The 12,891-nt window shown below is 58.3% G+C and carries 9 protein-coding genes, 1 pseudogene and 2 CRISPR repeat arrays; of the genes and pseudogenes, 3 read left to right on the top strand and 7 right to left on the bottom strand.

Annotated elements, in window-relative coordinates:
* Window position 1: 1 nt before the first annotated feature.
* Window positions 2–766: a DeoR/GlpR family DNA-binding transcription regulator gene (locus tag AB6T85_RS10430; RefSeq protein WP_301251410.1), complete on the top strand. Its 765-nt coding sequence runs from the start codon at window positions 2–4 to the stop codon at window positions 764–766.
* A 45-nt stretch (window positions 767–811) separates the two neighbouring features.
* Here AB6T85_RS10430 and speD read toward each other — a convergent pair whose 3' ends face one another.
* The 3 genes from speD to AB6T85_RS10415 all read right to left on the bottom strand — a co-directional run bounded on the left by speD (window position 812) and on the right by AB6T85_RS10415 (window position 2,958).
* The gene (speD, locus tag AB6T85_RS10425; protein WP_369895500.1) at window positions 812–1,621 is read right to left on the bottom strand and encodes an adenosylmethionine decarboxylase; all 810 of its coding nucleotides are present in this window, start codon (window positions 1,619–1,621) and stop codon (window positions 812–814) included.
* Between the two features lie 6 nt (window positions 1,622–1,627).
* On the bottom strand, window positions 1,628–2,506 hold the full coding sequence (gene speE, locus AB6T85_RS10420; RefSeq protein WP_301251408.1) for a polyamine aminopropyltransferase: 879 nt from the start codon (window positions 2,504–2,506) through the stop codon (window positions 1,628–1,630).
* A gap of 104 nt (window positions 2,507–2,610) precedes the next feature.
* Entirely contained in the window at window positions 2,611–2,958 is a 348-nt protein-coding gene (locus AB6T85_RS10415; protein WP_125289041.1) for a YacC family pilotin-like protein, read from the bottom strand.
* A 183-nt stretch (window positions 2,959–3,141) separates the two neighbouring features.
* Between AB6T85_RS10415 and cueO the strand changes: the two genes are divergently transcribed.
* On the top strand, window positions 3,142–4,767 hold the full coding sequence (gene cueO / locus AB6T85_RS10410; RefSeq protein WP_301730695.1) for a multicopper oxidase CueO: 1,626 nt from the start codon (window positions 3,142–3,144) through the stop codon (window positions 4,765–4,767).
* A gap of 144 nt (window positions 4,768–4,911) precedes the next feature.
* Window positions 4,912–5,959: direct repeats of the CRISPR family, unit length 28 nt; unit sequence GTTCACTGCCGTACAGGCAGCTTAGAAA.
* Window positions 5,960–6,052: 93 nt separating this feature from the next.
* Window positions 6,053–6,381: direct repeats of the CRISPR family, unit length 28 nt; unit sequence GTTCACTGCCGTACAGGCAGCTTAGAAA.
* Between the two features lie 5 nt (window positions 6,382–6,386).
* Window positions 6,387–6,467, top strand: a pseudogene (locus tag AB6T85_RS10405) (multicopper oxidase domain-containing protein); the annotation flags it as partial.
* Window positions 6,468–6,556: 89 nt separating this feature from the next.
* Here the strand turns inward: AB6T85_RS10405 and AB6T85_RS10400 are convergent.
* From AB6T85_RS10400 to hydN, 4 genes are all read right to left on the bottom strand, one after another.
* Window positions 6,557–7,582: a HoxN/HupN/NixA family nickel/cobalt transporter gene (locus tag AB6T85_RS10400; protein WP_301251406.1), complete on the bottom strand. Its 1,026-nt coding sequence runs from the start codon at window positions 7,580–7,582 to the stop codon at window positions 6,557–6,559.
* Window positions 7,575–9,878: a carbamoyltransferase HypF gene (hypF, locus tag AB6T85_RS10395; RefSeq protein WP_369895499.1), complete on the bottom strand. Its 2,304-nt coding sequence runs from the start codon at window positions 9,876–9,878 to the stop codon at window positions 7,575–7,577. The genes AB6T85_RS10400 and hypF overlap by 8 nt, the downstream gene beginning before the upstream one ends.
* 115 nt (window positions 9,879–9,993) lie before the next feature.
* Window positions 9,994–12,168 carry a formate dehydrogenase subunit alpha gene (fdhF, locus tag AB6T85_RS10390; RefSeq protein ID WP_253455236.1) on the bottom strand — a complete coding sequence of 725 codons (2,175 nt, stop codon included), beginning with the start codon at window positions 12,166–12,168 and terminating at the stop codon, window positions 9,994–9,996.
* A 22-nt stretch (window positions 12,169–12,190) separates the two neighbouring features.
* A complete protein-coding gene (hydN, locus tag AB6T85_RS10385; protein ID WP_369895497.1) occupies window positions 12,191–12,736 on the bottom strand; it encodes an electron transport protein HydN in 546 nt (181 codons plus the stop codon).
* Between the last annotated feature and the right edge of the window lie 155 nt (window positions 12,737–12,891).

Genomic DNA, 12,891 nt, shown 5'->3' with positions numbered 1-12,891 from the left:
TATGAAGGGACAAAGTCGCCTGGACCAGATCATGGACTATCTGAAAAGCCATAATCTGGTGACTGTCGATCAGCTGGTGGCGGCGATTTCCGCGTCGCCGGCTACGATCCGACGGGATCTGATCAAACTGGATCGGGAAGGGGTAATCAGCCGGACGCACGGCGGCGTTACCCTTAACCGCTTTATTCCCGCTCAGCCCACCACGCTGGAAAAGATGCAGCGTCATCTCACGGAAAAACAGGCTATCGCCCTGGCGGCGGCCAGCCTGGTGAAAGCCAACGACGCGGTGGTGCTGGATGCCGGCACCACCATGCTGGAACTGGCGCGTCAGCTGACGCATCTGCCGCTGCGGGTGATCACCGCCGACCTGCATATCGCGCTGTTTCTGTCGGAGTTCAGGCAGATTGAGGTGACGATTATCGGCGGGCGCATCGACGACTCCAGCCAGTCCTGCATTGGCGAGCACGGGCGCAGGCTGCTGCGGAATATCTACCCGGACGTCGCGTTTGTCAGCTGTAACTCGTGGAGCCTGGAGAAGGGCATCACCACGCCGACCGAAGAAAAAGCGGGGCTGAAAGAGGATTTGCTGATCAACGCGCGACGCAGGGTGCTGTTAGCGGACAGCAGCAAATATGGTTCCTGGTCGCTGTTCTGCGCCACGCCGCTGCAAAGCCTGACCGATATCATTACCGACGAGCTGCTGGGCGAGCAGGAAGTGAAGACGCTGAGCGGGCAGCCGTTTACGCTGACGCTGGCGAAACCCTGAGCAAAACGGGCCGCCCGCAGGCCGCCCGTGGTAGAGACCAGCTTCTTACAGCGTTTTAAAGCCTACAGAAGGAATATTGCGGCCGTAGTAAATTTCCCGCATCTCTTTCCACAGCAGGTCGGTAATGCGCTTGTGCTCCTGCGGTGTCAGATCTTCCGGGCGGGTATTGAAAAGATAATGTTTTAAATCAAAATCTTTCAGCAGCATCTTGGTATGGAAGATGTTCTCCTGATAGACGTTGACGTCCATCATGTCGTACATCGACTTCATATCTTCCGACATAAAATTCTGAATCGAATTGATCTCGTGATCGATAAAGTGCTTCACGCCGTTCACGTCGCGGGTAAAGCCGCGCACGCGATAGTCGATGGTGACGATATCCGATTCCAGCTGGTGGATCAGATAGTTCAGCGCTTTCAGTGGCGAAATCACGCCGCAGGTCGACACCTCAATATCCGCGCGGAAGGTGCAGAGTCCGCCTTCCGGGTGGCTCTCCGGATAGGTATGCACGCAGATATGGCTTTTATCCAGGTGCGCGACCACCGAACCCGGCAGCGGGCCAGGATGCTCCGACTTATCGATATCTTTCGGATCGATCGGCTCTTCGCTCACCAGAATGGTGACGCTGGCGCCCTGTGGCTCATAGTCCTGGCGCGCAATATTCAGCACGTTAGCGCCGATAATCGAGCAGGTTTCGCTAAGGATCTCCGTCAGACGGTTGGCATTGTACTGCTCATCAATGTACGCAATGTAGCCGTCACGCTCCGCATCGGTATTCGCGTAACAGATATCGTAGATACAAAAACTCAGGCTTTTCGTCAGGTTGTTGAAGCCATGTAGTTTAAGCTTTTGCAATTTCGTTCACCCCCTTAAAATGCCCGGCTGGTCAGCCAGCGCATTCAACAGATATTGCGGCAGGGCAAAGCTGCCGGTGTGGATCGCCGGATTGTAATAGCGACAGGTCAGGCCGGCCTGCTGGTAACGCGCCGCAAGCGTGGCCGTATCCAGCTGGCGCAGCGCCGGGTTGTCGCTTGCCCAGGCAAAGGTCATGATGCCGCCGTAATAGGTCGGTACGGCCGCCTGGTAAAAGCTGACGTCGCGGAAATAGTGGCTCAGCTTGCGATGGCTGTTGACCGCTTCGTCCTGCTGCAGGAAGCAGACGCCATTCTGCGCCACAAAAATGCCGTTTTCATTGAGGCAGCGCCGGCATCCTTCATAAAATTCCGAGGTAAACAGACTTTCGCCCGGTCCAATCGGATCGGTGCAGTCAGAAATAATGACGTCGAATTTTTCATTGCACTGGCGCACGAAATTGACGCCGTCATCGATTACCAGCCTGAAGCGCGGATCTTCATAAGCCCCCGCATTATGATTCGGCAGATACTCTTTGCAGAACGTCACCACGCCCGCGTCGATTTCTACCATCGTAATCTGTTCAATGTTTTGATGACGGCTGACTTCACGCAGCATTGCGCCGTCGCCGCCGCCGATAATCAGCACGCGCTTCGCCGCGCCGTGCGCCAGCAGCGGCACGTGGGTCATCATCTCGTGATAGATAAATTCATCGCGCTCGGTGGTTTGCACCACGCCGTCCAGCGCCATCACCCGACCCAGCTCGGCGTTTTCAAAGATAACCAGATCCTGATGTCCGGTTTGTTCGCGGTATAAAATTTTATCGACAGCAAAATACTGCCCAAAACCGGTATGAAGCGTTTCATACCACATCTCTTTTTCGGCCATGGTACGGCTCTCCTGGTTGTAGCAGCCACGAAAAATGGGCGCGATATGATAGCCAACTCTGACCGTGCTTGCACGGTCAAACTGGCGGCGGAAAACGGCGGGGGTTACTTCACGTAGGCAAGCAGGCTGAGCGAATCGCGGGCCAGTGATTTGCATTTGGTGTCGTTGGGCACGGCGATGCCGCTTAAATCGCGATAGCTGTCCGCGCCCAGCGATTTCATATTAAAACTGCTGTAGTTGCTCAGATCCCAGCGGTTCTGCCGGGCGAAAAAGACCAGCGCGCGACGGATCTGTCCGTCCGGAAGATCCTGATAGCCGCAGTCATTTTTCAGGTAAACAAAAACAGCGGTCAGATCCGCCAGATCTTCCGCTTCCGACTCGCTCAGCGCAAAACTTGTCGATGAGAAGCCAAACAGGCCCAGTAACAACAGAGCCTTGATGCTTTTCTTCATAACTGTACTCAAAGGGTGTCAATACTCTGACGTTAGCACAGTTACCGTCGGCCGACAGTCAATTTCAGCAGAGAAATGTCCGTAAAACGCAATTTTCCAGCAGGGCGCGGTGAAACTTGACCTTCCCTTGGGGGAAGGGTTTATGCTGCAGGCAATAAATAAGAGCCGGGTCGAGGAAGACTGATGCAACGTCGTGATTTTATAAAGCTGAGCACCGCGCTGGGCGCGGCCAGCGCACTACCCCTGTGGAGCCGATCGCTGATGGCCGCGCAGCCACGTCCCGCGCTGCCCATTCCGGCCTTATTAACGCCGGATGCGCGTGGCGAGATGACCGTAACGGCGCAGCAGGGCAGCACCCGCTGGCTGGATAAAGCGGTGCCGACCTGGGGCTATAACGGCAGCCTGCTCGGCCCGGCGATCCAGCTGGAGCGCGGCAAGCCGGTCACCATCAACCTGCGGAATCAGCTGCCGGAAGCCACCACGGTTCACTGGCACGGGCTGGAGCTGCCTGGCGGCGTAGACGGCGGCCCGCAGGCGCAGATTGCCCCCGGCGCCACGCGCACCGTCAGCTTTACCCCCGATCAGCCCGGCGCGACCTGCTGGTTCCATCCTCATCAGCATGGCCGCTCCGGCTATCAGGTCGCCCAGGGCCTGGCCGGTCTGGTTATCCTGAAAGACGACGCAACGGAGAAACTGCTGCTGCCGAAAATCTGGGGCATCGACGATATTCCGGTGATCCTCCAGGATAAAAAACTGTCGGTGGACGGCAGCAAAATTGACTACGAGCTGGACGTGATGAGCGCTGCCGTAGGCTGGTTTGGCAATACGATGCTGACCAACGGCGCGATTTATCCACAACACGCCGTGCCGCGCGGCTGGCTGCGGCTGCGGCTGCTCAACGGCTGTAACGCCCGCTCGCTGAATATTGCCGCCAGCGATCGGCGCCCGCTTTATGTGATTGGCGGCGACGGCGGCCTGCTGAGCGAGCCGGTAAAAGTGACCGAGCTGTCGATGATGCCGGGCGAGCGCTTTGAGGTGCTGGTCGACACGCTGGACGGCAAGCCGTTTGATTTGCAGACGCTGCCGGTGCGGCAGATGGGCATGTCGCTGGCGCCGTTCAACCAGCCGCTGCCGCTGCTGAGCATTCAGCCACTCCGGGTGATGGCCAGCGGGTCGCTGCCGGATAAGCTGGTGGACGTGCCGCCGCTGCCCGCCCAGGCCGACCTGAAAACTCGCTGGCTACAGCTGTCGATGGATCCCGAGCTGGATCGTCGCGGCATGGTGGCATTGATGCAAAGATACGGCCACGCGGCGATGGCCGGTATGAGCGGCGATGCGCACGACGGCGAATCAATGCAGGACATGGGCGGAGACCACGCGGCAATGCCGGGAATGCAGGGCCACGCTATGGACGGCGGCGCAGACCACTCGATGGCGCATCAGCAGCCTGAGCAGTACGATTTTCATAACGGCAATAAGATCAACGGGGTCGCTTTCGATATGACCAAACCCGCTTTCGATGTAAAGCAGGGCGTGACGGAAAAGTGGACGATTTCCGGCGAGGGCGACGAGATGCTGCATCCATTCCATATTCACGGCACGCAGTTTCGTATTATCTCTGAAAACGGCAAGCCGCCCGCGCCGCACCGCAGCGGCTGGAAAGACACGGTTCGGGTGGAAGGCTGGCGCAGCGAAGTGCTGGTGCGCTTTGACCATCTGGCGGACAAAGAGCGGGCCTATATGGCGCACTGTCATCTGCTGGAGCATGAAGATACCGGCATGATGCTTGGCTTTACGGTCAGCGCGTAGCGGCTGACGGACGGCACCCTTTTTTTGGTGGCTTGCTTAAGTGATTGATTGCAAATGCATTGAATCACGTGGCTGAAAAAGGGTTTTTACAGGGCTAAGGTCAATTTCGCTGAAAAAATATTGGGTTAAGCTAAAGAGGCAACTGTTCACTGCCGTACAGGCAGCTTAGAAAGCGCAGCCTATTGCGCCGTGCTGCTCCATTGCGTTCACTGCCGTACAGGCAGCTTAGAAATGCCAGTCGGCAAGCGTGCCGGTGATGAAGATGTTCACTGCCGTACAGGCAGCTTAGAAACTCGGCAGGTACGGAGTCACAGAGCAGCAAATGTTCACTGCCGTACAGGCAGCTTAGAAAAGTGAGCACGGCATATGGTCGCTCCTTGCTCTGTTCACTGCCGTACAGGCAGCTTAGAAATGGAGACCAGGTTTGGGATTTATGTGCATGCCGTTCACTGCCGTACAGGCAGCTTAGAAAAGCTGAAAGAGCAGATCGCCCAACTGGAAGAGGTTCACTGCCGTACAGGCAGCTTAGAAAGTTAAAAAATCCGGGCGAGCTGGAACAGCGCGGTTCACTGCCGTACAGGCAGCTTAGAAAGACAGCATCAATTCGATCGACGTGCAGGCGGTGTTCACTGCCGTACAGGCAGCTTAGAAAGCTTTCAGCTCGCGCTGACGCTCAGGCGTGCGGTTCACTGCCGTACAGGCAGCTTAGAAAGATATCCTCTAAACCTCCGCCTGCCATGACGTGTTCACTGCCGTACAGGCAGCTTAGAAAGTCGAGCAGCGCCAGATATTGCAGCAGTAATAGTTCACTGCCGTACAGGCAGCTTAGAAAGTACAGTAGGGGTGGCGTCGGTATACGCTAATGTTCACTGCCGTATAGGCAGCTTAGAAAAGCGATTTTCTGTTGCGCCTCGGGCGATGAACGTTCACTGCCGTACAGGCAGCTTAGAAAAACGCTCAAAAGAAACGGGTGGCGGGTACTGGGTTCACTGCCGTACAGGCAGCTTAGAAAGCCGTGGTGGCATGCTGGATTTCGGTGTAGGCGTTCACTGCCGTACAGGCAGCTTAGAAAACCAACGTCGTAGATCTGAACTCGGCGTTTAAGTTCACTGCCGTACAGGCAGCTTAGAAAAGCTACCGGCAATGTATAGCGCCAGCCCTTCAGTTCACTGCCGTACAGGCAGCTTAGAAATGTTCCGTCAGAACGGTCAGATCGTGGGTAAAGTTCACTGCCGTACAGGCGCAGCTTAGAAAGTGAAAGTACCAATTACGCACCCAATTTTAATGTTCACTGCCGTACAGGCAGCTTAGAAAGTGGCGGGCGGCATAAAAATCGGGCCGCAGAAGTTCACTGCCGTACAGGCAGCTTAGAAACGGCAGTTATTGAATCAGTGCTGGAAATGGCTGTTCACTGCCGTACAGGCAGCTTAGAAAAGTTGAATAGCGTGTCATTCGGCGATGTGAATGTTCACTGCCGTACAGGCAGCTTAGAAAAATTAAGCATCGCGATCACCTGGACGAAGTAAGTTCACTGCCGTACAGGCAGCTTAGAAATTAGTGCGTGCTGATTCATGCTGCTAAAGACCGTTCACTGCCGTACAGGCAGCTTAGAAAATCTTGCGGACAGGGACCGGGCCTGTATGGCGCACTGTCATCTGCTGGAGCATGAAGATACCGGCATGATGCCTGGCTTTACGGTCAGCGCGTGGCGGCGAGGCCGAGGCCGCTGTTTTCACAGCATTGCCGATAGCGCGAGCCTTTCGACCGCTGTCGGCAATGCCGCTCCCGGTTACGGCTGGGTAATATTTAGCGCATCATAATTTTTACGGCGATAGTTCAGCACCGAGAAGCCCCAGGCAGCGACGAAAATTGCCACGCAGAGGTAGCCAACGCTGCCCATATTGCCGTTCAGATTGTTGACGATCGTCCATATCCCGCCGTGTAAATCGAGCTTATCCGCCAGTAATCCCAGCGCTTCCAGTCCGCCGATCAGCAAGGCAATCAGCACGCTGGTCGCCGTAATCATCATGTTGTAGTAGAGCTTGCGTACCGGCTGCTTAAACGCCCAGCCATAGGCGCCCACCATCATAAAATTGTCCAGGGAATCCACCAGCGCCATGCCGCTGGCGAACAGCGCCGGGAACACCAGAATGCTCCAGACCGACATCCCGCTGGAAGCGCCTGCCGCAGAGAGGCCCAGCAGGCCGATCTCCGTAGCCGTATCAAAGCCCAGACCGAACAAAAAACCCACCAGATACATCTGCCAGCTTTTATTAACCAGGGTAAAGGCGCGGCCAAACAGCCTGCTCATTACAGCGCCCGGCAGGGGAGGCCGATCGCTGAAGGTTTTTCTCTGTTTCGCCTGCTGAAAACGGTGATAAACATCACGCAGGATCAGCGTATTCAGCAGCGCCATCAGCAACAAAAACAGCGCGGAAACCAGCGTGCCGATAACGCTGCCATAGTGATGCAGCCAGCTGATTTCGCTGCCGGAGAGCAGAGCGGCGGCGGCAATCGCCACGCACGCCAACACCACGATGCTGGAATGGCCGAGAGAGAAAAACGCGCCGACCGCCACAGGCCGCTGATTTTGCTGCATCAGTTTACGGGTGACGTTATCAATGGCGGCGATGTGGTCAGCGTCTACCGCATGGCGCAGGCCGTAACCATAGGCAAGCACGGCCGCCGCAATCAGCGTGGCATGGTGGCGGAAAAGCACCAGCGCCCAGCCCCAGGCCAGCAGATTGGCCATCAGCAGGGCGCTTAACAGCCAGAAAGCCCGGCGATGAGTACGAAAAAAAGCAGAGTTAGTCATAACAATCCCTGGTAACAGTATGAGGAGCCGCGTTGTGCAAGCGGGCGCAGGCAATAACGGCCTGGCCCAGCGCCAGCCCGCCGTCGCCAGCGGGAATATGCTGCGGCATCAGCACATGAAGAGGCGATAAATAGCGTTGTAAAAGCTGGCGCAGCAGGCGCGATTGCAGGACGCCGCCGCCAGCCGCGACGGTATCCAGACCCGTTTGTCCGGCATGATAATGGGCGAGGGCGGCAAATCCCCGCGCCAGCGCGTCATGGAAGGCAAACGCGCGCGCCGCAGGGGCTGCCTGCCAGTCCAGCCATTGCTGCCAGAACACCGCCAGGTCCAGCCGCGTGCCCGTTGCCGTATGGCGCAGCGGCAGCGTAACGGGATGCGCTATGTCTGCTGCCTGCCTGGCCAGAACCTCCAGGCGGCAGGCGGCTTCTCCTTCCCAACTAAGCACGGCAGGCGCGCAGCCGAGCACGGCGGCTATCGCGTCAAACAACCGGCCGCAGGAAGAAGCCAAAGGGGAGTTAACGCCAGCGGCCACCGCGCGCGCAAGCGGCTGCCAGGGCTTGCCCAGCAGCGCCTTAGACTCTGGCCGCTGCTGCCAGTCCGGGACAAAGGCCAGCCAGTGCGCCAACAGGTTGCGCCAGGGTTCCCGCGCGGCACGGTCGCCGCCCGGCAGCGCGACGGCGGGCAACCCTCCCAGATGCTGACAGCGGTGATAGTCTGCCAGCAGGCATTCACCGCCCCAGAGCGCGCCGTTTTCGCCGTAGCCCAGCCCGTCCAGCGCCAGGCCGATGACCGGGCCGTGCGCCAGCGGCCAGCGATGTTCCGCCAGGCAGGCGGCGATATGCGCATGATGATGAAGCACCTCCAGCACCGGCCGTTCGCTCTGCTGGCTGCCGACGTAAGCAGGATGCGCATCCTGCACGATCGTTGCGGGCGTGCAGTTATACAGCTGCTGAAAATGGATAACGGCCTGCTGCCGCTGGCACGCAATATCGCTGTTTGCCAGCGATCCGAAATGCGTGCTGAGCATAGCCCGATCGCCCTGTACCAGGCAGAAGGTGTTTTTCAGGTCGCCGCCCATCGCCAGCAGCGGCGAGCGGGCCGTCAGGCCGGGAGGAAGCGTGACGGCATCCGGCACATAGCCTCGGGCGCGGCGCAGTATTTCCAATCCCTGCGGCCCCAGACGAACCAGAGAGTCATCGGCGCGCTGGATGATATCGCGGTCGTGCAGCAGCCAGATATCGGCAATGCCAGCAAGCTGGCTCAGCGCCTCTTCGTTGGTCAGCGCCGGCGCGCGGTCGGCGCCGTTGCCGGAAGTCATCACCAGCGGCACCCGGCAGGCCTGCATCAGCAGATGGTGCAGCGGCGTAAACGGCAGCATCAACCCCGTTTCATCCAGCCCCGGCGCAACGGCTGCGCACAGCGGCGACGTCGCGTTTTTTTCCGTGAGCACAATGGGCGCGGCGGCAGACAGCATCAGCGCCTGCAACGCCCGATCGCGCCTGCCGCAGCGGGCCAGCCAGCTGATGTCCGGCAGCATCACCGCCAGCGGTTTGGCCGGTCGCCGTTTGCGCTGGCGCAGACGCATAACGGCCTGCTGCTGGGTAGCATCGCAGGCAAGATGAAAGCCACCCAGCCCTTTGATCGCCACAATTTTGCCCGCAAGTAGCGCTGCTGCGGCATAGTCAATCGCGGCGCTTTCCCGTGCCAGCGTGGTGCCATCCTGCCCGGTGGCAAAGAGCTGCGGCCCACAGTGCGGGCAGGCGACTGGCTGGGCATGAAAGCGGCGGTCGGCCGGATCCTGATACTCCCGGCGACAGGCGGGACAAAGGCGAAATGCCGCCATGCTGGTGCCTGACCGGTCATAGGGCATGGTGCGGATGAGCGTAAAGCGCGGGCCGCAGTGGGTACAGTTAGTAAAGGCATAGCCTGAACGACGGTTGCCCGCGTGCAGCACCTCCTCCAGACAATCGGGGCAGGTTGCCGCATCGGGGGCAACCTGGGTCATCATCCGGCCCTGACGGGTTTCCGCAATGATAAAATCCTGCGGCGGAGACGGCCAGGCATAAGGCTGGACGCTGAGGCTGTCGATACGCGCCAGCGGCGGCGGCTCGTGCCGTAGCCGTTCGATAAAGAGCGGAATGGCGGCAGACTGAAGCAGGCGTATTTCCACGCCCGCGCTGTCGTTGCAGACTTCGCCGCGTAGCCGTAGCCGCCTGGCTAACTGCCAGACAAAAGGCCGAAAGCCGACGCCCTGCACTTTGCCGCTGACGCGCACGGACACTCCTGAATCGGACATAGTCAGCTCCTGAAGGACCGGGCTGCCCGGTCCTGGATCGGATTAGCCTGAACCCTTGCGGAAGGAATACGGGATGTCATATCCACCTGGCCCCCGTTCCGCGTTGGCGCAGAACTTAAGCGGTTACGGCAATCGGGATCGCATCGTCCACGGCGCTGCGCAGGCGCGCTTTCATCTCGCTGTAGGTTTGACGCGCGTAGTTCTCCGCCCACGACTGATCGGCAATCCGCTCCACCTTTACCGCGCAGTATTTGGTTTCCGGCGTTTTAGAAATGGGGTCAAGGTTTTCCTGAGTCAGTTCGTTGCAGGCACCAATCCACCATTGATAGGTCATATACACTGCGCCAACGTTAATACGCTCGTTGTGATTAGCGCGTGAAATGACTTTACCGCGGCGCGAGGCGACCCAAACCAGTTGCCCATCGCGGATGCCCAGCGCCTGCGCATCCTGCGGATTGATCTGCACAAAACCCGGCTCATCCGCCAGCGTTTGCAGCGCGGAACAGTTGCCGGTCATTGAGCGGCAGGAGTAGTGGCCGACCTCGCGCACGGTACAGAGCACCAGCGGATAATCTGCGTCCGGCACCTCGGCCGGCGCGCGCCACGGCGCGGCAAAAAGCTGGCCTTTGCCGGTTGGCGTGGTGAAACGATTGTCCTGATAGAGATAAGGCGTACCGGGGCTGTCCAGCGTGGTGCAGGGCCACTGCACGTGTCCCAGCGTGCCCATTTTTTCATAGGTAGCGCCGTAGAACAGCGGACAGAGTTCGCGCATTTCATCCCAGATTTGCTGGTTATCGTTGTAATGCATCGGATAGCCGAGTTCCGTTGCCAGCAGGCTGATAATTTCCCAGTCACGCTTAACGTTATCTTTGGGTTCGATAGCTTTTTCAAAGCGCTGAAAGCCGCGATCGGCGCAGGAGAATACGCCGCCGTGTTCGCCCCAGGAGGTGGCGGGTAAAATGACGTCAGCCTGCTCGGCGGTTTTGGTCATAAAGATATCCTGCACCACCACAAAATCCAGCGCCTCAAACCCCTTGCGCACCAGGCTTAAATCGGCTTCGGTCTGTAGCGGATCTTCCCCCATGATGTAGTAGGCTTTGACTTGCCCTTCCAGCGCCAGGTGCGGGATCTCGGTAATGCGATGGCCGATTTCCGCATCCATCCGCTCGACGTCAATACCCCAGGCTGCGGCAAATTTTGCCCGGACCTGCGGATCGGTCACCGACTGATAGCCAGGGAACTCATTCGGCAGCACGCCCATATCGCAGGCGCCCTGCACGTTGTTTTGCCCGCGCACCGGGCCGACGCCCACGCCCGGACGGCCCAGATTGCCGGTCAGCAGCGCCAGGCCAGCGAGGCCTTTCACCACGTCGACAGCCTGACCAAACTGCGTCACGCCCATCCCCCACATAATGGTCGCGGAGGGCGCAGCAGCAAAGGTGCGCATAGCCTGACGGATTTGCTGAGCGGACACGCCGGTCTGTTCGGCAACCGCTTCCGGCGAATAGTCGGCCAGCTGGCGACGGTACTCGTCAAATCCTTCCGTATATTTCGCCACGTAGTCACGATCGTAGAGATCTTCTTCGATCAGCACGTAGGCAAAGGCGTTAACCAGCGCCATATTGCAGCCGTTTTTGATTTGCAGATGCTGGTCGGCGATACGGGCGGTTTCGATGCGGCGGGGATCGCAGACAATGATCTGCGCGCCTTTTTCTTTGGCTTTTATTACGCGGCGAGCCACGATAGGGTGGGAATCCGCACAGTTATAGCCGATCACCAGCAGGCATTTGGAATTTTCAATATCGTTGATGGAATTGCTCATCGCGCCGTTGCCGAGCGTGGCCTGTAAACCGGCCACCGACGGGCCATGACAAACGCGGGCGCAGCAGTCGACATTATTGGTGCCGATCACCGCGCGGGCAAACTTCTGCATGACATAGTTGGTTTCGTTGCCGGTACCGCGAGAAGAGCCGGTATGCATAATCGCGCGCGGGCCGTGCTTCTCTTTGATTTCTTTCAGGCGCTTAGCGGTATAGCGGATAGCTTCATCCCAGCTGACTACTTCGAATTTCCCGCCCTTCTGGCGGCGGATCATCGGCTGCGTCAGGCGCGGCGTCAGCAGTTTAGTGTCGTTGAGAAAATCCCAGCCATAGTAGCCTTTCAGGCACAGCTCGCCCTGATTGGTTACGCCATCGGCGGCTTCGGCACGGAGAATTTTATTGTTTTCCACGACCAGGTTCAGCTTGCATCCGGCCCCACAGTAAGGACAGACGGTGGTGACTTTTTTCATCTTATTTTTCCTCTTTCCGGGGTTAAAACAGCAGGCCGGAAGTGCTGGCAAGCGCCGCACGGCGGCGTTTTTCTACGTTCATTTCCTTGAGCCGATCGCGGTCAACGGTCAGCAAGGCCTTGGTCGGACAGACTTCCTGACAGGCTGGGCCTTCTGCACGGCCCTGACACAGATCGCATTTATGCGCTTCGGCTTTATCTGCGACAGCGGTCATCGCCGCCGCGTTCTGACGAAAAAGGGGTTTGACCACGACCTCCATCGCGCCATAAGGGCAGGCGACGACGCAGGTTTTGCAGCCAATGCAGTGCTCCTGCATTACCTGGATTGCGTCGCCGCTGCGCACGATTGCGCCGTTCGGACAGGCGTTGGCGCAGGGGGCATCTTCACACTGGCGGCACAGCACCGGCGTACTGAGGTTGACGCTTTTGATCACATGCAAACGCGGCGTGAAGGTGGTGGTATTGAGCTGCGAGATATCCTGCGACAAGCTGTGAGCCATCACGCAGGCGATTTCACAGGTACGGCAGCCGATACATTTTTGGGGATCGGCAATGATGAACCGGTTCATCTGAATCTCCTGATTCCATTAAATAAGCGGCCGACGGATCCCGGCCTTATGGCGGAGGTAATGCATAAAGCGTTCCAGCCAGAGGGTTTATTTTTTCTTATTTATTTTCAATGGGTTAATAAGGGTTCGTGGGGAGTGACTGTGGTCTGTCGGCC

Origin of the sequence: Erwinia aeris, assembly GCF_041224955.1 — a bacterium.
In the GTDB taxonomy this organism is placed as follows: Bacteria; Pseudomonadota; Gammaproteobacteria; order Enterobacterales; family Enterobacteriaceae; genus Erwinia; species Erwinia aeris.
The sequence above is the reverse complement of the archived record's forward strand: the minus strand, read 5'-3'. Positions and strand labels throughout refer to the sequence as shown.

Bases quoted from the DNA above. Each gene is read 5' to 3' on its own strand.
- AB6T85_RS10430 (WP_301251410.1), top strand. From the start codon at position 2: ATGAAGGGACAAAGTCGCCTGGACCAGATCATGGACTATCTGAAAAGC.
- AB6T85_RS10400 (WP_301251406.1), bottom strand. From the start codon at position 7,582: ATGACTAACTCTGCTTTTTTTCGTACTCATCGCCGGGCTTTCTGGCTG.
- AB6T85_RS10415 (WP_125289041.1), bottom strand. From the start codon at position 2,958: ATGAAGAAAAGCATCAAGGCTCTGTTGTTACTGGGCCTGTTTGGCTTC.
- hydN (WP_369895497.1), bottom strand. From the start codon at position 12,736: ATGAACCGGTTCATCATTGCCGATCCCCAAAAATGTATCGGCTGCCGT.
- speE (WP_301251408.1), bottom strand. From the start codon at position 2,506: ATGGCCGAAAAAGAGATGTGGTATGAAACGCTTCATACCGGTTTTGGG.
- cueO (WP_301730695.1), top strand. From the start codon at position 3,142: ATGCAACGTCGTGATTTTATAAAGCTGAGCACCGCGCTGGGCGCGGCC.
- fdhF (WP_253455236.1), bottom strand. From the start codon at position 12,168: ATGAAAAAAGTCACCACCGTCTGTCCTTACTGTGGGGCCGGATGCAAG.
- hypF (WP_369895499.1), bottom strand. From the start codon at position 9,878: ATGTCCGATTCAGGAGTGTCCGTGCGCGTCAGCGGCAAAGTGCAGGGC.